Below are 20,565 nucleotides of genomic sequence, written 5' to 3' on the forward strand. Positions count from 1 at the left end.
TTCCCTATTGTCAGATCGCTTCTGACAACCTATGTTGTCAGAAGCCCCAACTCGACCGGCTCCCGTCATGACCGCCCCGCTTCCCGATGACGCAGTTCTCGACGTACTGATCGTAGGCGCCGGCCTCTCCGGTATCGGTGCCGCCCGGCACCTGCAGCAGCGCTGTCCGGACAAGCGCTTCGCCATCCTGGAAGCCCGCGATGCCGTAGGCGGCACCTGGGATCTGTTCCGCTATCCCGGCATCCGCTCGGATTCGGACATGTACACGCTCGGCTACCGCTTCAAGCCCTGGCGCGGCGCCAAGGCCATTGCCGACGGGCCGTCGATCCTGGCCTACATCCGCGAAACCGCCGACGAGGCAGGCATCACCCCGCACATCCGTTTCGGCCACAAAGTCGTCAGCGCGGCGTGGAGCAGCCACGACGCGTGCTGGACCGTGGAAGCCGAGCGTTCAGCGGACGGTTTGCGCCAGCGACTGCGCGCGCGGCTGCTCTATGTTTGCGCGGGCTATTACAGCTATGCGGAAGGGCATCGTCCGAAATTTCCGGACGAAGAAAATTTCCGAGGCCAGATCGTCCATCCGCAGTTCTGGGACCCATCGATCGACTATGCGGGCAAGCGTGTGGTGGTGATCGGCAGCGGCGCTACGGCCGTCACGCTGGTGCCCGCGATGGCCGACACGGCGCAGCACGTGACGATGCTGCAGCGCTCGCCCACCTACATCGTGACGCGCCCGGGCGAAGACGCGATCGCGCAGCGCCTGCGCCGCGTGCTGCCGGAGCGGCTGGCCTATCGCGCCACGCGCTGGAAGAACGTGCTGCTGGGGATGTTCTTCTTCCAGCTGGCGCGACGCCGGCCGCAGAAGGTGAAGCAACGTCTGGTCGGCATGGCCGCGGCGCAGCTTGAACCGGGCTTCGATGTCGATACGCATCTGACGCCGCGCTATAACCCCTGGGATCAGCGCGTCTGCCTGGTGCCAGACGGCGATCTGTTCCGCGAAATCCGCAACGGCCGCGCATCGATCGTGACCGATCAGATCGATCGCTTCACCGCCGACGGCATTGCGCTTAAATCGGGCAAGACCTTGCCCGCCGACGTCGTGGTGGCTGCCACCGGTCTGAAACTGAATATGCTCGGCGACATCGCGCTGACCGTCGACGGCAAACCGCGCCGGCCATCGGAGTGCCTGGCCTACAAAGGCATGATGCTGAGCAATGTACCCAACCTGGTGCTGGCGTTCGGCTACACCAATGCATCGTGGACGCTGAAGGCCGATCTCACTGCCGAATACGTGTGCCGGCTGCTGCGGTTCATGGATCGCCGCGCATACCGGTTTGCCATGCCACTGGTCGATCCGGACGTCCAGGCAGCGCCGTTCCTCGACTTCAGCTCCGGCTACGTCCAGCGCGCGGCCCATGTGCTGCCGCGGCAGGGGCATCGCAAACCGTGGCGCGTCTATCAGAATTACCTCATGGACATGCTGACGATCCGCCATGGCCGCATCGACGACGGCGTGCTGCACTTCGACACCGCGCAGGCCGCCACCGCACCCACCAGCAACCCGATCGCCCGGACCCAACCATGAACGTCCTGCTCGTGCTTGTACTCGCCGTTGCCGCGGCAGGCGCCGCGCTACTGGCGCTGCTTTTCGTGTTCACCTGGCGCACCACGCGCAAGATCGAGGCCGCGCTGCCGCCCACCGGTCGCTTTGTCGATGTGCCCGGCGCGCGACTGCATGTGGTCGAACGCGGCAACGGCCCTGCCGTGCTGCTGGTACACGGCCTGTCCGGCCAGTTGGCCAATTTCGATTACGGCATGATCGAGCCGCTATCGCGCGACTTCCGTGTGATCGCCGTCGATCGCCCCGGCGCGGGATATTCGACGCGGCAACCGGGCGCGGCTGCCGACCTGCGCGCGCAGGCCGACACGCTGGCGGCGCTCATCGACCAGCTCGGCCTGCACAAACCGCTGGTGGTTGGCCACTCGCTGGGCGGCGCGATTTCGCTGGCGCTGGCCACCTATCATCCGGACCGCGTGGGCGGGCTGGCGTTGATCGCCCCGCTCACCCATCCGCCCGAAGCGGTGTCACCAGTGTTCCGGGCGATGGCCGTGCAAAGCGCTTTCGTGCGCAAGCTGATCGCGTGGACGCTGGTGATTCCGATGTCGATCCGGCGCCGCGAACAGGTCATGAATATCGTCTTCGGCCCCGATGCCGTGCCCGCCGATTTCCCGACGCGCGGCGGCGGCCTGCTGGCACTGCGGCCGAGCCATTTCATCGGCGCATCGGAAGATCTGCTCGGTGTGGCGCACAGCCTGCCGCCGCTGCTGCCGCGATACAGCGATCTGCGCGTACCGGTCAGCATTCTGTTCGGACGCGAAGACCGCATCCTCGACTACCGGATGAATGGCGAGGCCTTCGTGGCCAAGCTGCCGGCCGCGCGCCTGACGCTGGTGAACGGCGGGCATATGCTGCCGGTGACGGCGGTGCAGACGAGCGTCGATTTCGTTCGCGACGCGGCGCTGCAGTTGCATGAAGCCGTCGCCGCATAGTTCAGATCTCCACGAAACACTGGATACGAGGAGCCCCGGATGGCCACGTCGACCGAATCGAATCCCTACAAGCAGGACTTGTTCACCGCGTTGCAAGCCGTGCGCAAGCTGATGGCCGATGGCAACGATACGGCCCAGGTGTTCCGCATCATGCGCGCGCTGAACGGCCCGTCGATGCCAAGGAATTTCAGTCGGCTGCTGGGCACGGTCGAGGGCCGGCGCATGGTCTATCAACGTGTCGAGCTGGCCGAGCGCCTGAGCGATCCCGCCTATATCGCGCAGTTCGCACCGGGCACGGTCGGCGCCGCGTACCGCGCGTTCCTGGAGCGCACCGGCTACAGCGCCGATGGACTGGCCAAGGTCTCGAATCTCGACCAGGAACCCGTGGTCGAGGACGCGTACATGTGGTTCGGGCGGCGCACGCGCGACATCCACGATATCTGGCACGTGCTCACCGGTTATCGCGCCGATGAAAGTCTCGGGGAGGCGGCGCTGGTCGCGTTCAGCTACGCGCAGACGGGCGGCAAGGGCTGGGCCTTTATCGCCATCGCGGCATCGCTGAAAAGCCTGCGCGTTTCCGGCGGCACCGCATTCGCGCGCGCCGTGATAGAGGGTTATCGGCTGGGCCGCCGCGCCAGCTGGCTGCTCGGCGAGGATTACGAAAAGCTGCTGCACGAGCCGCTCGAGGCCGCGCGCGCACGCCTGGGCATCGCGCAGCCGGTGCGCTACCTGTCGTGCAATCCAGTCGCCGAATGGACGGCCTGAGCGCGTCAAGCGCTTCGACAAATAAAAAAAAGCGACCCAAGGGTCGCTTTTTTAACGAAGCGAATCCGGCTCAGACGATCTTGCAGGCTTCGTCGAACGACAGGCGCGGCAGGCGCGGATAGAGCTTGTCCGCTTCGCCATAGCCAAGATTGATCAGGAAGTTGACCGACCACTTGCCGTCCGGGAAGAACGCCGCATTGATCTTGGCCGCATCGAAACCGCCCATCGGGCCGCAATCGAGACCCAGGGCGCGGGCCGCCAGAATGAAATACGCACCTTGTAGCGAGCTGTTCATCAGCGCGTCGCGGGCAATCTTTTCCTCGTTGCCGGCATACCAGGCGCGCGCGTCGGCGTGCGGAAACAGCTTCGGCAGTTGGTCGTGGAAAGCGTTGTCGAAAGCGACGATGGCCGTCACTGGGGCACTGCGCGTCTTATCGACATTTCCAGCCGATACGCACTCGACCAGCCGCGCCTTTTGCTCGGCGGACTTCACGAACACGATGCGAGCCGGCGAACTGTTGGCCGCGGTCGGGCCGAACTTCATGGCTTCGTAGATCTGCTTCAGCAGCGCATCGTCCACATGCTTGTCCTGCCACACGTTATGAGTGCGTGCCTCGGTGAACAATTGTGCAAGCACGGCCTGATCGACGGGTTTCATTGCGCGTTTTCCGGTTTTCATGAAGGAAGAAAGCGCGATTGTACCCAAGCCGACGCGGCTGACCCACAACCGCTTTGATGAATCCGTTCAATTCCGTTCGTCGGCGCTGCGCACCGGCGCGCCGCTGGCGCGGCGCGTGAGCCACAGCACCCCCAGCAAGATGAGCCCGCCGCCCACCACCTGCGCCATGCCGATCTGTTCGCCCAACAACGCGGCAGCCAGCAGCACGGTCACCACCGGCTCCAGCGTCGACAGCATCGACGCCTTCGCCGCGCCCAGTCGCTGCAGGCCGGCAAAGAACGTCAGGATGGCCAGCACCGTCGAAACCAGGGCAATCGCCAGCAAGGCCAGCCAGCCGCCCGCAGTGGAGGGAAACTGCGGCGGCACGCCCGCGCTGCTGCGCAGGATGCCGATCGCGACATAAACAACGGCGGCGGCCGTGCAGATCACCGTGGTCGTGGCGATGGCGTTGACACCCGCGGTCACCCGCGCGCCAACGACGATGTAGACCGAGTAGATCACCGCGGCGGCCAGGCCCAGCGCGATGCCGAGCGGCGATCCCTGCCCGCCGCCCACGGTCAGTCCCGCGCCGACCGAGCACAGCACCAGCGCGATCACCGCCGCGGTCGTCAGCTTTTCTTTGAGGAAAATCGCCGCCAGGATCGTCACGAACAACGGGTACAGGTACAGCAGCAGCGCGACCAGGCTGGCTTGCGCATGGTTCAGGGCCGAAAAGAAACAGTACGACTGACTCACATAACCAATGCCACCCATGGCCGCCAGCGCCAGCACGCGCCGCAACGGCGGCAGGCTGATGCCGCGCACGCGCAGCACCACGCCCATCGCGATTGCGGCGAGGACAAAGCGCACCGCCAGCAGCCCGTAGACGTCCGCGCCGGCCGCGTAGGCGAATCGCGCAAAAATCGCCATGGCGCCAAATGCGCTGGCGGACAGCGCGATCAGCAGCACGCCGGCAAGCTTGTCGCGGGCGTGCCCGGGAATGTCAGAGACGGAAGCGGTCATCGCAGCCATGAGGATCGGAAACCGCTCATTCTACTAACGCCCGCAACCGCCGCGGCAGCCGATTGCGCGGCCGACGCCGTTCGGACCGCTGCACTACAATAGCGGCCACTATGTTCAATCCCTCAAGAGAAGAAGTCCGCCGTTTCTTCTGCGATGCATGGCAGAAGCGCACCGGCGGCAACGTTCTGACGCCGCTCGAGGCCATTGCGGTCGACTGGATCGATCAGCATCCCGAATATCACGCGCTGCTGACCGACACCGAAGGCGCGCTCACGCGCGACTACACGCCCGAAGGCGGCCAGACAAATCCGTTCCTGCATCTCTCCATGCACCTGTCGATTTCAGAACAGGTGTCGATCGATCAGCCGCCCGGCATTCGCGCCGCCTATGAGGCGCTGAGCCGCCGGCTCGATTCGCCGCACGAAGCGCAACACCAGATCATGGAGGCGCTCGGCCAGATGCTGTGGAATGCCCAGCGCAACGGCCTGCCGCCCGATGGCCAGGCCTATGTCGACGACATAAAGCGCCGCGCCGCGGGCTGATCTGGCTGGGCTGAGCGCCCCGCGCATCGGTCTGGGTCGGCCTCGATTGCGAACATTTCGTCACAAGACGGCTTTGCGGCACGTGGTAGGCTTCTGCAGTTGCAACTTCTGCCACGTCCGCGGCACCTGGTCGAAGATCGATCGTGTGCCGGTGCGGCGTGCTATCGCCCCCAATGCCATTGAATCTGCTCTCGCCCGCCGTCAGGCGCCGCGCGGTTGCTCCGTCGTTGTCGGCCCTTGCGCTCACATGCACGCTGCAATTTCCGCTGAGTGCGCATGGCGCCGTCGCACTGCTGCAGCCCGCGCGCGAAATCGACGCCACGCGGCCCCTTACGCTTACGCTGCTGGTCAGCGCCGATCAGCAGACACGCCGCTACGCGGCGCCTGAAACGCTTGAGATCACCGCTACCGGCGATCTAGGGACGCCGATTCGCATGACGCTGCATCGCGTCGATAACGGCCCGACGATCCTCAATCTGAAACGCGGGGAAAACCGCACGCTAAGCTACAGCGCCGAGTGGCCCGCCACGTTGCGCGGGCAGATCCGGCTCGATGTGACCGGCATCGACGCGGCGCCGGTGCTGGTATCGCTCAATCGCGCGCCAGCGGCAGGCGGCACGGCGACTGCGCAGGCGTCGCCAGCCGCGCGGACTGAAACGCCGACGGCAGCGCCGGCACAGACGGCCAGCGCGGACGCGCAGCCAAAACCGCCGCTCACGCCCATCGTCACGGCCGAAAGCAACGCGCCGCCGCCCGCCCCGGCCGATCTGCGCGACGCGCAGCGTTTGTCGTTCAACGAGCCGATGTACCTGATGTTTGGCGCCCACAACGGCGCCAATGCAAAGTTCCAGATCAGCTTCAAGTACCGGATCTTTCAGGGCGAGGACCCGAATTCGAAGTCCGTGATGGACAACCTGTACTTCGCCTACACGCAGTTTTCGCTGTGGGACCTGGCGGGCGAATCGCGCCCGTTCAAGGACACCAACTACCGGCCCAGTCTCTACTACTACCTGTCCGATACCGGGGTAAAGAACAGCGTAATCAGCCGCCTGTCCGTGGCCACGGGCTTCGAACATGAATCCAATGGGCGCGCCGGCGACGACTCGCGCGGCATCAATACGCTGTTCGTAAAGCCCACCATGTACTTCGGCGACCAGACCGACTGGCACTGGCGCGTGGCGCCGAAAATCTACGGGTACGTGGGCAAGAGCGACAACGAGGACATCGCTCACTATCGCGGCTACATGGATCTCAACGTCGCCTACGGGCGACCCGATTCCTGGGAGTTTTCCGCTACGCTGCGCAAAGGCACACGCAAGGGCTACGGCAGCATCGATGCCCAGGCCACGTACCCGCTGGCGCGGCTGCTGCCCGGCACCGCCGGTTATCTGATGGCCGGGTATTTCTACGGCTACGGCGAAAGCCTGCTCTATTACAACCAGAAAACGCCGTGGCAATTCCGCATCGGCTACGCGCTCTCACGGTGATGCAGTGATGCGGTCATGCGGCCGCGGCCGACGACCGGATCGATGGCCGTCGAAGTGACGGCACGATCGACGGTCAAGCGCGACCGCCGATCGGCAGCACAGCGCTCCGGCGCGATCAGCCGGCCAGCGGCTTGCCTTCCGCCTTGAGGCGGGCGTTGCCGACCGCGGCCGCGAACTGCCCGTGGCCATGCCAGCCCGTGGCGCGCCCGAGCTTCTTGCCCTTGTGGAAGAACATGAACACGGGGATGCCGTGCAGGCCGAAGCGGCGGCCGAGCTCCGGGTGCGCGTAGACGTTGGCATGGAGCCAACGCAGATTCAGTGCACGGATCGGCTCTGGATTGGCCAGGATCGCCTTCTTGGCCATTTCGCAGTTGAAGCAGTCCACGCCCCAGAAGAACACGCAGACCAGTTCGTCGCCTGCAGCGGCGATGGCCGCATCGATCGAATCGGGATCGACTTGCCGCATATCGAGCGCGTCGAATGCGCGATGGTCCAGGTGTGCCGGTTGATCGTCTGACATCGGGAATCCTCCAGAAAACAACAACGCCCGGGGACCTTGCGGCCACCGGGCGTCTTCAAACATTCACATCGGCGCGATCAGCGCGGCGCCGACACCGTTACCAGTGCCGGACGCAGTACACGATCCGCAATCATGTAGCCGCGTTGCAGCACGCTGACCACGGTGTTGGGTTCCTGCTCGGACGGCACCATCGAAATGGCCTGGTGACGGTGCGGGTCAAATTTCTCGCCGACCGGGTTCACCTCGACGATCTTGCCGCGCTCGAATGCGGCGGCCAACTGGCGCGCCGTCAGTTCCACGCCCTCGCGCAGCTTGGCAAGGTCGCCGGTGTTGTCGGCCAGCGCGGCCTGCAGGCTGTCCATCACGGGCACGAGGTTGTCGGCGAAGTTCTCGATCGCAAACTTGTGCGCCTTGGCGACCTCTTCCTGCGAACGGCGGCGGATATTTTCGCCTTCGGCCGTGGCGCGCAGGTACATGTCGAAATGCTCCTTGGCTTTGGCTTCCAGTTCGGCAACCTGTTGCGTCAGCCGGGCGACGTCGTCGGCAACCGTGGCTGCAGCGTCGGGCGCCTGCGGGGAAGCGGCTGCCTGGGCCGCTTGCTGCATATCGGGAGTTGGCGTCAGATTCTGTTCTTCCATGTCGATTCGTATCAAAGCTAAAGCACGGCCCGCAAAAAGAACGGGCCGTCGGGTGATTCGGATGCCAGGCAGGCAAGTCTAGCCGCACTTGGCGACGCCCCTCCAGATTTTCAAGTGTGGAGGTTCAGAGACGCCGAAATACGCCGTTACAAAGCGGCGGTCGATGAAAGAGCGGCGTCATTGATTTGCTGCATCGCAAACACTAAGATTCAATGCAAGAAAAAATGACAAAAATAACGGGAGCCTAAGGTGGATCAATTTGGTGCATCCTTTGGAAGATTCGCCATGCACAAGCTGCCTGTCGTGACGCTTTGCCTGATTGCCGCCCTGTCGGCGATGACGGCCTTTATCTGCCTGTCCGACGCGGTCGCACCGCGCGACACCGAGTATGGCAGTGGCAAGGCCGTATTCAAGCACTACATCGTCCCATACGTCCGCTAATCCTCTGATGTTCGCACTGCCGCGGCGCCTCGCTGCGGCGGCGTGCCTGCATTCGCAAATCCACCTTCCGAATCACCCTCTGAAGTCGTCGATCCGCCGGCGGTCCCGTTTGGTCGGCCGGCCTTGCAACTGCGCCGTCGGCTCCGGCTGCAAACGCCGCCGATCGGCCTCCAGCTGGCGCCGCACCTGGCTTTCCGGGTTTTCGGCATAGGTCGTCTGCGCGATGGGCGCGGCCCCACGCGACGCCGGCACGCCCTTGACTGTCACCTCCCAGCGCTGCTGGTGCGCTTCCAGCACCACGGTATCGCCCGGCTTGACCTCGCGCGAGTTTTTTACCGGCTGACCGTTCACGGTCACACGCCCGCGCTCGACCGCCTCGGCCGCCAGCGAGCGCGTCTTGAAGAACCGCGCGCACCACAACCATTTGTCGATTCGCATACGCGCATCGGGTTCGAAATTCACCTGCATGTCTTGTCCTTGAGCAATACGCCTACGCGGCCGCGCCACGTGCGTGCGCCCGACTGCGCCGCGCCTCCAGTTCATGCGGATGCGGTTGCCGGAGCGGCCAGCCTTGCAGATGTTGCAGCGCAATATCCGCCATGCCCGCCACCCAAGCCTCGCTGTCGTTCAGGCACGGAATGAAGTGGAACTCGTTGCCGCCCGCCACGCGGAATTCGGTCTGCCCCTCCATGGCGATTTCTTCCAGGGTTTCGATGCAATCCGCCGGAAATCCGGGACAAAACACGTCCACGCGGTGCGTGCCGACCTTGCCGAGTTCCGCCAGCGTCGGCGCCGTATAGGGCTGGAGCCACTCAGCCTTGCCAAAACGAGACTGAAACGTCACCTGATACTGCCCCGGCTGCAGGCCAAGCGCCTCGCCGAGCAGCCGGCCGGTTTTCAGGCATTCGCAATGATAGGGGTCGCCGAGATCGAGCAGTCGGCGCGGCAGGCCGTGAAACGACAGGATCAGCTTGTCCCCGCGCGCGAAATCGGGCGCGCCGTGCTCGCCCCAGTAATCGCGCACTTTGCTGGCGAGCGCCTCGACATAGGACGGGTGATCGTGGAAATGCTTGACCAGGCGGAGTTCCGGCTGGTTGCGCCACGTCGCCAGCACGCGAAACACCTCGTCGAACGCGGTAGCCGTGGTGGTCCCCGAAAACTGCGGATACAGCGGCAGCAGCAGAATGTGCTCGGTGCCCTGCCGGCGCAGAGTTTCCATGACCGATTCGATCGACGGATTGCCGTAGCGCATCGCGCAGGCCACCGTCACGTCGTGCCCGAGCTTGTGCATCAGTTGCTGCAGCGCGTGCGCCTGGCGTTCGGTATGGACCAGCAGCGGCGATCCGGTCATATGCGCTTCGCGCAGCCAGATCGACTCGTACTTGATGGCCGAGGCGCGCGAGCGGAACGGCAGGATCAGGCCATTGAGGATCGGCAGCCACAGCAGCCGCGGGATTTCCACCACGCGCGGATCGGACAGGAAGGCTTTCAGATAGCGGCGCACCGCCTTGGGCGTGGGCGCGTCCGGGGTGCCGAGATTGATCAACAGGATCGCGGTGCGCGGCGGCTGGCCATGCTGGTATGCCGGTTCAGGCGAAAACGTCATGAGGTTTCCGTTTGCAACGGCCGCGGCCGTTGCGAGATGCCGATTCTTGGGGGAAGACCGCCGGCCGGGTGGTCCGGCCGGCAGTGGACAGACACGCAATGCGGGTCACGAGTTCTGGCTGAGCGCGCTGGATAGCAGCCGCGCGGTGATGTCGACAATCGGAATCACGCGTTCGTACGCCATCCGAGTGGGACCGATTACGCCAAGCGTGCCGATGATCTGCCCATCGACTTCGTACGGCGCGGTGATCACGGCCATGTCCTCGAGCGGCACCAGCTGGCTTTCTCCGCCGATGAAGATCTGGACCCCCTGCGCGCGGCTCGACACATCGAGCAACTGCAGCAGGCTGGTCTTGTGCTCGAACACATCGAACAGACGGCGCAGCTTGTCCATGCTGGACGACAGGTCTTCCACCTCGAGCAGCTTGCGCTCGCCCGAAATGAACACCTGCTCGCCGTTATCCTCGGCCATCGCGCTGCTGCCGGCCTCGACTGCGGCCTGCATCAGGGTCGACATATCGCGCCGCAGGTCCTGCAGTTCCACCCGCAGGTGATCGCGAACGGCATCGAAGCTCATCCCCGCGTAGTGGGCGTTGAAGAAGTTGGCCGCCTCGATCAGTTGCGCCGGCGTGTAGGACAGGTCGGTCTGGATGATGCGATTCTGCACGTCACCTTCCGGACTGACGATGATGAGCAGGATGCGCTTGTCCGACAGCCGCATGAATTCCACCTGCCGGAACGACTGCGCGCGCCGCGGCGTCATCACCACCCCCGCGAAATGCGACAGGTTCGACAGCGTATGGGCCGCGGCGGTAATCATCCGTTGCGGGCCGAGCTGCTGGTTGGCCATCTGGCCCTGAATCTGGTCCTGCAACTCGGCCAGTTGCGCGGCCAGCTCGGGCGCGCGCTCCAGCGGCCGCGCAGTGAGCATCGTGTCGACAAACAGCCGATAGCCGCGCGGCGTGGGAATGCGCCCCGCCGACGTATGCGGGCTGGCGATGAAACCCATTTCCTCGAGATCGGACATCACATTGCGGATCGTCGCGGGCGACAGGTCCAGACCCGAGAATTTCGACAGGGTCCGGGAGCCCACGGGCTGTCCCTCGGCGATGTAGCGCTCGATCAGGGTTTTGAGAAGCGTTTTCGAACGTTCATCCATGGTGTCGGAATTTTAATCAAAACTGGCCCGTTCGGGCGTCGCCGCGCACGGCTGCGCGCCGTTGCGCCCCAATGCTGACAATGGTCACGCCGGTATGGTCTAATCCCGCCATGTCTGCCCCCTCAAAGACCTCCGCCGCGCGCCCGCCGTTCAAGACCGTTGCCCTGGTGGGCAGGTATTCGACCGCCGGTATCGAAGGCCCGCTCGAAGAACTGGCCTCCTGTATTTCCCGCAATGGGCAGGATGTGGTGTTCGAACGCGAAACCGCAATGGCCACCGGCCTGACCGGCTATCCCGTGCTGACGCCCGACGAGATCGGGCAGCAGGCCGACGTCGCCGTCGTGCTGGGCGGCGACGGCACCCTGCTTGGCCTGGCGCGCCAGCTGGCGGGCCGCGACGTGCCCGTGATCGGCGTGAACCACGGCCGGCTGGGCTTCATGACCGACATCCCGCTCGAAGACGTCACCACCACGCTGCCGGAAATGCTGACCGGGCACTACGAGCAGGAATCGCGCATGCTGCTCGAATCGAGCGTGATCCGCGACGATAGCGTCATCTTCTCGGCGCTGGCCTTTAATGACGTGGTGGTCAACCGTTCCGGCATTTCCGGCATGGTAGAGCTCGCCGTTTCGGTCGACGGCTATTTCATGTACAACCAGCGTTCGGACGGCCTGATCGTCTCCACGCCCACCGGCTCCACCGCCTATGCGCTGGCCGCGGGCGGGCCGATCCTGCATCCTACGCTGTCCGGGCTGGTGCTGGTGCCAATTGCACCGCATGCGCTGTCAAATCGCCCGATCGTGCTGCCGCACGACGCCGAAGTGACGATCGAAGTGGCCAGCGCGCGCGACGTCAGCGTGAATTTCGACATGCAGTCGCTGGCCTCGCTGCTGCCCGGCGACCGCATCGTGGTGCGCCGCTCGGCCAAGACGGTGCGCCTGCTGCATCCGGTGGGCTACAACTATTACGCCACGCTGCGCAAGAAGCTGCATTGGCACGAATATCCGACCGAAGACAACCGGCTGTAAGCCCCCTCCCCTTCGTCTCACGTCCATCGCCACCCGCCCAAGATGCTGCGCAGCCTGTCCATCCGTGATTTCGTCATCGTCGATGCGCTCGACCTGGATTTTTCCAGCGGCTTTACCGTGTTCACCGGCGAAACCGGCGCGGGCAAGTCGATCCTGATCGATGCGCTGGCGCTGGTGCTGGGCGAACGCGCCGACGCCGGCGTGGTGCGCGAAGGCGCGGCGCGCGCCAGCATCGGGGCGACCTTCCATACCCATCCCGCCCTGGACGCCTGGCTGGCCGAACGCGAGCTGGCCGGCGACGACGGCACTGTGCTGCTGCGCCGCACGGTCGACGCCTCGGGCCGCAGCAAGGCGTTCATCAATGGCGCCGCCGCCACGCTTGCGCAGTTGCGCGAGGTCGGCGACCAGCTCGTCGATATCCACGGCCAGCATGCGCACCAGTTGCTGTTGCGTCCCGACGCCCAGCGCCGCCTGCTCGACGCCCACGCCGGGCTGACCGAACAGGCCGCCGCCGTGGCCGAAGCGTGGCGCGCATGGCGTGCCTGCGTGAAGCAGCGCGAGGCGGTGGAGCTGCAATCGCGCGAGATGCAGCTGGAGCGCGAACGGCTGGAATGGCAGGTCGGCGAACTCGACAAGCTCGCGCCGCAGCCGGGCGAATGGGAAGACATCCAGTCCGAATACAACCGCCTGTCGCATGCCGCCGGCCTGATCGACGGTAGCCGTGCCGCGCTCGACGCGCTCTCTGAATCGGATGGCGCGGTGATGTCGGTGCTCAACGGCGTGGTGCACCGGCTGCAACAGCTTGCCGACGTCGATGCCGGCCTGCGCGACGTGCTCGCCGCGCTCGAGCCGGCCCTGGTGCAGGTGGAAGAAGCCGCGCATTCGCTCAATCGCTATGTCGACCGGCTCGAACTGGACCCTGAACGCCTGCAGACGGTGGAAGAACGGATGCAGGCGCTGCACGCCACAGCGCGCAAGTACCGGCTTGCGCCCGAACAACTGTGCGACGAACTGATCGCGCGCCGCCAGCAACTGGACGACCTGCAGGCCGCACAGGACATCAACAAGGTGCTGGCACGCGAAGCAGCGTCGCGCGCCGCCTATCTGACGCTGGCCCAGCACCTGTCGGCCGCGCGCAAGACGGCAGCCGACGCGCTGTCCAGGGCGGTCACCGACGCCATGCAGGGGTTGTCGATGGCCGGCGGCACCTTCGCAGTAGCGCTCAATCCGCTGGACGAAGGCCAGAGCCACGGTCTCGAACAGATCGAATTCCTGGTGGCCGGCCACGCTGGCGTCAGCGCCCGACCGCTGGCGCGCGTGGCGTCGGGCGGCGAACTGGCGCGTATCAGCCTGGCCATCTCGGTCATCACCAGCGAGGCCGCGCCGACACCCACGCTGATCTTTGACGAAGTCGATACTGGCATTGGCGGCGCCGTGGCCGAGGTGGTGGGACGGCGGCTGCAGGAACTGGGCCGTTCACGCCAGGTACTGTGCGTCACGCACCTGCCGCAGGTGGCCGCGCAGGCCGGCACACATCTGCTGGTCAGCAAGGACAGCCAGCCCGGCCAGCAAGGCGCGATCACGCGCTCGCGCATTCGTGTGCTGGATGCCGCCGGCCGCGTCAACGAAACCGCCCGCATGCTCGGCGGTGCCACGGTCACTGCCACAACGATGCAACATGCGGAAGAGATGCTGGCGCAAGGCGCCCGCGCCGCTGCCGAGTCGGCAACGCCGGCCAATGCCCCGCGCGAAGGTGGCGGCCGCAAGCCACGCCGCGTGGCGATCTGAACGTCCACCCGGCACCATGAATACAGGAGTTTGAAACCGATGACCCACCGCAAGCCGCCATCGCCCCTGCGCCGCGCCGCCGCTGTCTCCGCTGCCGCGCTGGCGCTGACCGCCCTGTTCGCGGCGTCGGGCTGCGCGTCGGAATCGAAGTCGTTCGCACCGCCGCGCGGCAGCATCACGGACGATCGTGCCATCGGCGATATCCTCGTCAAGTTCACCGCGCCCGAAGTGACAGTATCCGAGGACGCAGGCAAACTTCTGGCTGATGTGCAAGGTCCGGTGCGCTATGTGGTCAAGCGGCCGATGTCCGGCGGCGTATGGCTGGTGACGGCCATCACGGCGCAGGCCGATGTCACGCTCGATCAGGCGGTGGCCACGCTGCAGGCGGCGCCGCGCGTGGAATCGGCAACGCCGGACCGGGTGCTGAAGCCCCATCGCGCCATGCCCACCGGTCGCGACATGCCTCCGAACTAAATCTGCGCGGCGCCAAGGCAACAAAGTTCCCGGCGCGCCGCGCCGCCGCCGTCAGCACGAAGTCATCGATCAGCAGTCGCACACTGGATCTCCACAGGAGCGCAGATGCCGTACGCCAAGCTGAAGTACCACCGGTCCATCGTGCCAGCGCTGCTGGTCGCCACCGCCGCGCTGCTCGGCGCGCCCGGCGCCGCTCAGGCCGACGCGCCGGTCGCCCGGCAGGCGCCGGTGTACACGGGCAACTACATCGTGCGGTGGCGCGATGGCAGCCAGACCGTGGACACCAGCGCCGACACCACGCGCATGCGCCGCGTGGAATCGAACACCGGGCTTGCGCTGTCGGTCAAGCGGCCGATGGCCGGCGCGCTGCAACTGCTGACCGTCAAGGACAACAAGGGCGACGACCCCGAAACCGTGGCCAAGCGGCTGCGCGAGGATCCGCGCGTGGCGGACGCCGTGCCGGACCGCTGGCTGCGGCTGCATGACACGGTGCCGAACGACCCCGATTTCGCCGCCAAGCAGCTCTATATGCAGTCGCCGGCCACTGTGGTGGGCGGCGCCAACCTGCCGCGCGCCTGGGATCGCAGCCGCGGCAGCGCCAGCGTGGTGATCGCCGTGGTGGACACCGGTTATCTGCCGCATCCCGATCTCGCTGGCCGGCTGGTGCAGGGCTACGACTTCATCAGCTCGACGACCGTTTCCGTCGATGGCGACGGCCGCGACAGCGATCCGACCGATCCCGGCGACTACGTGCCGAACGGCACGACCTGTTCGGATGGATCGGGGGCGTCGAATAGCACGTGGCACGGCACGCGCGTGGCCAGCGTGCTGGGAGCCGCCACCAATAATTCACAAGGCATTGCCGGCGTAGATTGAACCGCGCGTATCCAGCCCGTGCGTGTTTCCGGCCGCTGCGGCGCGCTGCTTTCCGATACCGTCGACGGCATGCGCTGGGCGGGCGGCCTGAGTGTGCCCGGCGTGCCGAACAACACCACGCCCGCGCGCATCATCAATATCAGCCTCGGCGGCGGCACCTGTTCGAGCATCGAGCAACAGGCCGTCAACGATCTCAACGCGGCCGGCGCCATCGTGGTGGCAGCCGCCGGCAATTCCGCCGGCGCAGTCGAGGCGCCAGCCGATTGCAGCGGCGTGATTGCCGTGACCGCCCACGCCAACGACGGCGAGAACGCCAGCTACGCCAATGTCGGCCCGCAGGTCACGCTGAGCGCGCCGGGCGGCGGCTGCGGCAATTCGAAGGTGATCGTGAACAGCAGCGGACAGCCGGTGAGCTGCGCGTCGCCGGCCGGTCAGTCCTTTATCCGCACATTGTCGAACACGGGCACGGCGTCGCCGGGGGCCTACACGACCACCGATTCGCAAGGCACGAGCTTTGCCGCGCCGATGGTTTCCGGCGTCGCCGCCATGATGCTCGCCGTCAATCCCTCGCTGACGCCGGCCCAGGTCACGACCGTGCTGAAGAACACGGCGCGCGCGCATCCTGCGAACACTTTCTGCACCGCGAGCGGCAACAGCGGAAAATGCGGCGCCGGACTGCTCGACGCCGACGCGGCGCTGGCGCTTGCGCCGAATCCTCCGGCGGTCGGATCCTCGTCGGGGTCGTCATCGGGTGGGACAGACGGCGGTGGAGGCGGCGGAGGCGGCGGCGCGTTCTCGCCGTGGAGCGCGGTGTGCCTGTTGTTGATCGGATTGGGCGGCTTCGCACTGCGGCGCAAGGTCTAGCGCTGCTGGGGCGGGTGAAACGCTGCGCCGAGCGCGTTGTATGACGCGCGTCGGCGCCGATTGCGTGGCTAACGCGATGCCGCGGCGCATCACGGCGTCCATCGCTCCGCCACATCGCCGACCCGCCAGTCGCATCACGACGCGGTCCTCAGATGAGAGCCTCAGGTAACCGCCTGCGCTAGCACACCAGGCAGCCGCCGATCGCCCCGCCCGCGTTGCGGATCGATTCAAGTGCCGCGCCGCTGGATCCACCATTCCTGCGCCAGCCAGCAGGCCAGGCCGGCCACGGCCCCTGCCGCGTGGGCGGCGCGCACTACGCCGAAGCCCCACTGCGGATCGAACACAATGGCCGCGAGCCACGATTGTTCGAGCCACACTTTTCCCAGCACAATCACGCAGGTCACCACGCCGATCAGGCGCGACACGCCGGGTGCCTGCAATAGCCGCAGGGCCGTCCACAGCGCCAGGCCGTGGGCCGCGCCCGACAGCCCGCCGTACCAGCCGATGGCCGGCAGGCGTAGCAACGCCACCTGGACCGCCAGCCCCGAAATCACCAGCACCGCCAGCATCGCGCGCACGCGCGCGATGCGTCCGGCGAGCAGCAGCAAACCGCTCGTCGCGGCCACATCGGCAATGTAGTGCTTGCCATCCAGATGGACCCACATCGCCGTGACGATGCGCCACCACTGACCGTCGATGCGCACCGCATCGCGCAGATACAGTCCATGCGCATGCAGCCACGGCATGAACGTGAACAGCGCCGCCAGTGCGGCCACGCCGGCCACCGTGGCCAGCATGGCGGGCCAGCCCGGCAGCCGCGGATCGTCGTTCACCGCGCGTCAGCCTTCACCGAATACCGCGCGCCACAGGGCCCGCACGTTGCCGGTCTGCTCGCTGACGCTGTCGGGCGCCACGCGCGCCTGGTCCTGTCCGTCAAGCCGCAGTTTGTGCTGACGCGCGCGAAACAGCCGATATGCGTCTCCCACCGCCAGCGCCAGGCCGGCGTCGATCAGGTTCAGTACGCCCGCCATGCGCAGCAGCGCGATATTGCCGGCATTGCGCGTCAGTTCCGGATGCGCGCCGCTATGCAGCAGCACCAGGTACTGCACGGTGAATTCGATGTCGACCATGCCACCGCGATCGTGCTTGAGATCGAACAGGTCGGTCGGGTTCGGATGGCCTTCGGCCACCTTTGCGCGCATCTGCACGATCTCATCGCGTAGCGCCACGGCATCGCGCGGCTGCCGCAGGATCTCGTCGCGCAGATCCTCGAAGCGCGTGCCGAGCTCGCGCTCGCCGGCTGCAAAGCGCGCCCGCGTCAGCGCCTGGTGTTCCCAGACCCACGCGGTGTTGTCGCCCTCGCGCAATTGATAGCGGCGGAACGCATCGAAACTGGTGACCAGCAGGCCGGCCGCGCCGTTCGGTCGCAAGCGCGTGTCGACGTCGAACAGCATGCCCGCGGCGGTATGGCTGGTGAGCCAGGTGATCAGACGACGCGCATACGCGGCGTAGACGTCGGGCGCGCGCTCGTGATCGTCGTCGTACAGGAAGATCAGATCGAGATCCGACGCATAGCCCAGTTCCTTGCCGCCGAGCTTGCCGTAGGCGATCACGGCAAAGCGCGGCGTGTCGCGATGACGCGTGGCCAGTTGGCGCCAGACGGCCTGCATGGTGACTTCGAGCATGGCATCGGCGAGATCCGACAGCCGGTCGGCTACCTGCTCGACGGTCAGCAACCCCTGCAAATCCTGCAACAGGATCCGGAATGTCTCGGCGTGGTGCTCGCGGCGCAGGATATCCATCTGCGTTTCGATCTGGCCGTCCGAAGCGTGCAGGCGCTCCGCCAACCGTTCGCGGAACGCCGCCCAGTCTGGCGCGCCGGCCAGCGCTTCGCTGTCGAGCAGTTCGTCCAGCAGCTGCGGATGGCGCGTCAGGTACGTCGCGGCCCAGCGCGACGCATGCAGCGTCTGGGCGACGCGATCCATGGCCTGCGGATACTCGGACAGCAGCGACAGGTACGACGCGCGGCGGCTGATGGCATCGAGAAAATCGAGGAAGCGCGTAATCGTGGCATCCGCATCGCCCTGCTTGACCGCCAGGTCGAGCGCGCGGTTGACGAGTTGATCGAAGCGGCCGCGGCTGGTTTCGGACAGCGCGCGATAGCGCATCGACGTGCCGATCGCGCGCAGGCGGTCGTACAGGCCGGTGCAATCGTGAAATCCCGCCGCCTGCAGCGCCTGGCATGGCGACGACTGCGGATCGGTGCCGTCTTCGTCGCCGGGATTGCTTTGCGTGGCACGCGCGGCCATTTCCTCTCGCACCAGCGCCGGCCAGAGCGGTTCGCTCTGCGCCGCCTCGTCCTCCGCGAACGGATCGGCAAAGGTTGCCTCGAACTGCTGCGCCACCGGCTCCATCAGCGTATTCATCTGCGCGACCAGCGCGTCCCAGTTCTCGCAGCCCATCATGCTGGCCACGGCCTGGCGTTCCTCATCGGAAGTGGGCAGATGATGGGTCTGGGCGTCGTCGCGATATTGGAGCCGGTGTTCGAGCTGGCGCAGGAAGCGATAGGCGTCGGCAAGCTGCTCGGCCTGCCCGGCCGGCAACAGGTTGCGCGCCACGGCCACGTCCAACACTTCGAGCGTCGGACGGACGCGCAGCGCGGGATCCTGGCCGCCCCGGATCAACTGGAACACCTGCGCCATGAACTCGATCTCGCGGATGCCGCCGCGCCCGAGCTTGATGTTGAACGATCGCTGGTTCACGCCATGGCCGGCCAGGCCGCCGCTGCGCTTGGCCGCTTCGGCGCGAATCTGCGCATGTAGCGAGCGGATCGCCGCAATCACGCCGTAGTCGAGGTATCTGCGAAACACGAACGGGGTGGTCAGGCGGCCCAGCAGCGCGGCGGCGCGTTCGGCGTGCGGCGTATCGACAGCCGACACGACGCGCCCCTTGATCCACGCATAGCGCTCCCACTCGCGCCCCTGCACCACCAGATATTCCTCGAGCATGCCAAAGCTGCAAACCAGCGGGCCCGCGTCGCCATTGGGGCGCAGGCGCATGTCGACGCGGAACACGTAGCCGTCGGCGGTGACATCGGACAGCAGCGTGATCAGCCGTCGGCCCAGCCGGACGAAATATTCGTGGTTCGACAGGCTGCGCGTGCCGCCTTGCGTGTCGCCGTCTTCGTCGTAGAGAAAGATCAGGTCGATGTCGGACGACACATTGAGCTCGCGCCCCCCAAGCTTGCCCATGCCGACCACGACCAGTTCCTGCACTTCGCCGCTCTGGGCGCCGGTGGGCCGCCCGAATGTGGCGGCGAGGTCGTCGCCGAGCACGCGCAACCCGTGCTGGATCGACAGTTCCGCCAGATCGGTCATGGCGCCGGTGATCTCGGCCAAGGTGGCCAGGCCGCGCAGATCGCGCTCGATCACCAGGCACATGACTTCGGCACGCAAACGGCGCAGCGCCTGGGCCGCCGCGGCCTCGGCATCGGCCGACGGCGCCTGCAACGCGCGCAGACGCTCTTCCATCCACGCGCGCGTGATCTGTCCCGACGCCGCAGCCTCCACGAGGGCGGGCAGATCGGCACGCGCGGCAAGCACACGCCGCGCGTAATGCGAGTACGCGGGCGAGTACAATACGTGGCCCTCGCAATCGGCGGGGGCCAGTCCCTGCGCCGTCATCGTGGCAAACGCCCCGTGGGCCATGTTGCCGATCGGTCCCGTACCGGGCGACGCCAGGATCGATGTGGTTCCGACGCCATCCAAATGGCGCTGCGGGTCAGCCGATGCCGGGGCGTTGCCCGCGGCGGAACTCGTCGGATCAGGGACAGTCATTCCAGTTACTTTGCAATCGAGACAGGCGCCGTGAAAGATCGCGGTGGCGCTTGTGTGCACCACTTTGGAGAGCGGCTAGTATTGTCGGATAATCTGCGCATGTCCAGCCGCCCCACCGCCCCCAACGACGGTTCTGCATCCCCACGCCCGGGCGGCGAAGGCGCCGTTGCGCTCGCCCCCTCCTCTGCGTCGTCCGATCCTTCCGCACGCGGCCGCGGCCGGCGCGCGGCGGCGTTCGTGCGCGGCGCGCTGCGCGCGGCCTGGCTCGGCCTTGTTGCGCTGCCGCGCCATCCGGCCTGGGGCCGGCTGTG

19 protein-coding genes and 1 pseudogene are annotated in these 20,565 nt (G+C 66.2%); 11 read left to right on the top strand and 9 right to left on the bottom strand.

All coding sequences use genetic code 11. The features are described 5' to 3' along the window. Positions 1 to 67 precede the first annotated feature (67 nt). From F7R19_RS18205 to F7R19_RS18215, 3 genes are read left to right on the top strand one after another with little or no spacing between them, the layout of a single operon-like run. Complete coding sequence (locus tag F7R19_RS18205) at positions 68 to 1,585, top strand: flavin-containing monooxygenase (protein ID WP_150981516.1); 1,518 nt, start codon at positions 68 to 70, stop codon at positions 1,583 to 1,585. After that, a complete protein-coding gene (locus tag F7R19_RS18210; protein ID WP_150981517.1) occupies positions 1,582 to 2,550 on the top strand; it encodes an alpha/beta fold hydrolase in 969 nt (322 codons plus the stop codon). Before F7R19_RS18205 ends, F7R19_RS18210 begins: the two co-directional genes overlap by 4 nt. Positions 2,551 to 2,589: 39 nt before the next feature. After that, positions 2,590 to 3,315, top strand: coding sequence for a Coq4 family protein (locus F7R19_RS18215; protein ID WP_150981518.1), 726 nt, complete (start codon positions 2,590 to 2,592; stop codon positions 3,313 to 3,315). 70 nt (positions 3,316 to 3,385) lie between these two features. Here the strand turns inward: F7R19_RS18215 and F7R19_RS18220 are convergent, their stop codons facing one another. Next, positions 3,386 to 3,973: a malonic semialdehyde reductase gene (locus tag F7R19_RS18220; RefSeq protein WP_150981519.1), complete on the bottom strand. Its 588-nt coding sequence runs from the start codon at positions 3,971 to 3,973 to the stop codon at positions 3,386 to 3,388. Between the two features lie 87 nt (positions 3,974 to 4,060). Further along, a complete protein-coding gene (locus tag F7R19_RS18225) occupies positions 4,061 to 4,996 on the bottom strand; it encodes a DMT family transporter (protein ID WP_150981534.1) in 936 nt (311 codons plus the stop codon). Positions 4,997 to 5,106: 110 nt separating this feature from the next. On the opposite strand from F7R19_RS18225, the gene F7R19_RS18230 reads away from it, so the two are divergent. Together F7R19_RS18230 and F7R19_RS18235 are read left to right on the top strand one after the other, a co-directional pair. Then, a complete protein-coding gene (locus F7R19_RS18230) occupies positions 5,107 to 5,538 on the top strand; it encodes a DUF1841 family protein (RefSeq protein WP_061956002.1) in 432 nt (143 codons plus the stop codon). A gap of 173 nt (positions 5,539 to 5,711) precedes the next feature. Then, positions 5,712 to 7,025 carry a phospholipase A gene (locus F7R19_RS18235; RefSeq protein ID WP_150981520.1) on the top strand — a complete coding sequence of 438 codons (1,314 nt, stop codon included), beginning with the start codon at positions 5,712 to 5,714 and terminating at the stop codon, positions 7,023 to 7,025. Between the two features lie 115 nt (positions 7,026 to 7,140). Here the strand turns inward: F7R19_RS18235 and F7R19_RS18240 are convergent, their stop codons facing one another. Further along, positions 7,141 to 7,545: a thioredoxin family protein gene (locus F7R19_RS18240; RefSeq protein WP_061955998.1), complete on the bottom strand. Its 405-nt coding sequence runs from the start codon at positions 7,543 to 7,545 to the stop codon at positions 7,141 to 7,143. Positions 7,546 to 7,622: 77 nt separating this feature from the next. Then, the gene (gene grpE / locus F7R19_RS18245) at positions 7,623 to 8,183 is read right to left on the bottom strand and encodes a nucleotide exchange factor GrpE (protein WP_061955996.1); all 561 of its coding nucleotides are present in this window, start codon (positions 8,181 to 8,183) and stop codon (positions 7,623 to 7,625) included. Positions 8,184 to 8,468: 285 nt separating this feature from the next. Between grpE and F7R19_RS29795 the strand changes: the two genes are divergently transcribed. Further along, positions 8,469 to 8,624 (top strand): hypothetical protein, encoded by a 156-nt coding sequence (locus tag F7R19_RS29795; RefSeq protein ID WP_167585443.1) that lies wholly within the window; start codon positions 8,469 to 8,471, stop codon positions 8,622 to 8,624. 72 nt (positions 8,625 to 8,696) lie between these two features. Here F7R19_RS29795 and F7R19_RS18250 read toward each other — a convergent pair whose 3' ends face one another. The 3 genes from F7R19_RS18250 to hrcA form a co-directional block, all read right to left on the bottom strand. After that, positions 8,697 to 9,092, bottom strand: coding sequence for an RNA-binding S4 domain-containing protein (locus F7R19_RS18250; protein WP_150981521.1), 396 nt, complete (start codon positions 9,090 to 9,092; stop codon positions 8,697 to 8,699). Between the two features lie 22 nt (positions 9,093 to 9,114). Next, complete coding sequence (gene hemH, locus F7R19_RS18255) at positions 9,115 to 10,230, bottom strand: ferrochelatase (RefSeq protein ID WP_061955993.1); 1,116 nt, start codon at positions 10,228 to 10,230, stop codon at positions 9,115 to 9,117. A 105-nt stretch (positions 10,231 to 10,335) separates the two neighbouring features. Continuing rightward, positions 10,336 to 11,388, bottom strand: coding sequence for a heat-inducible transcriptional repressor HrcA (gene hrcA, locus F7R19_RS18260; RefSeq protein ID WP_061955990.1), 1,053 nt, complete (start codon positions 11,386 to 11,388; stop codon positions 10,336 to 10,338). Positions 11,389 to 11,498: 110 nt separating this feature from the next. Here hrcA and F7R19_RS18265 point away from each other — a divergent pair, with 110 nt between their 5' ends. The 4 genes and pseudogenes from F7R19_RS18265 to mprA all read left to right on the top strand — a co-directional run bounded on the left by F7R19_RS18265 (position 11,499) and on the right by mprA (position 16,418). After that, positions 11,499 to 12,416, top strand: a complete 918-nt coding sequence (locus tag F7R19_RS18265; RefSeq protein ID WP_061955988.1) for an NAD kinase — start codon at positions 11,499 to 11,501, stop codon at positions 12,414 to 12,416. Between the two features lie 42 nt (positions 12,417 to 12,458). Then, positions 12,459 to 14,204, top strand: a complete 1,746-nt coding sequence (recN, locus tag F7R19_RS18270) for a DNA repair protein RecN (RefSeq protein WP_061955986.1) — start codon at positions 12,459 to 12,461, stop codon at positions 14,202 to 14,204. Positions 14,205 to 14,243: 39 nt separating this feature from the next. Continuing rightward, on the top strand, positions 14,244 to 14,678 hold the full coding sequence (locus F7R19_RS18275) for a hypothetical protein (RefSeq protein ID WP_061955984.1): 435 nt from the start codon (positions 14,244 to 14,246) through the stop codon (positions 14,676 to 14,678). 105 nt (positions 14,679 to 14,783) lie between these two features. Beyond that, positions 14,784 to 16,418 (top strand): annotated as a pseudogene (gene mprA / locus F7R19_RS30220) (MprA protease, GlyGly-CTERM protein-sorting domain-containing form). 227 nt (positions 16,419 to 16,645) lie between these two features. Here mprA and rrtA read toward each other — a convergent pair. Continuing rightward, on the bottom strand, positions 16,646 to 17,215 hold the full coding sequence (gene rrtA, locus F7R19_RS18290; protein ID WP_150981536.1) for a rhombosortase: 570 nt from the start codon (positions 17,213 to 17,215) through the stop codon (positions 16,646 to 16,648). A gap of 42 nt (positions 17,216 to 17,257) precedes the next feature. Then, the gene (gene glnE, locus F7R19_RS18295) at positions 17,258 to 20,101 is read right to left on the bottom strand and encodes a bifunctional [glutamate--ammonia ligase]-adenylyl-L-tyrosine phosphorylase/[glutamate--ammonia-ligase] adenylyltransferase (RefSeq protein ID WP_454734328.1); all 2,844 of its coding nucleotides are present in this window, start codon (positions 20,099 to 20,101) and stop codon (positions 17,258 to 17,260) included. A 252-nt stretch (positions 20,102 to 20,353) separates the two neighbouring features. Between glnE and F7R19_RS30000 the strand changes: the two genes are divergently transcribed. Further along, positions 20,354 to 20,565: hypothetical protein (locus F7R19_RS30000; RefSeq protein ID WP_211922754.1), on the top strand; the 212-nt coding region annotated here is incomplete at its 3' end.

This window comes from Cupriavidus pauculus (assembly GCF_008801835.1).
Taxonomy (GTDB): domain Bacteria; phylum Pseudomonadota; class Gammaproteobacteria; order Burkholderiales; family Burkholderiaceae; genus Cupriavidus; species Cupriavidus pauculus.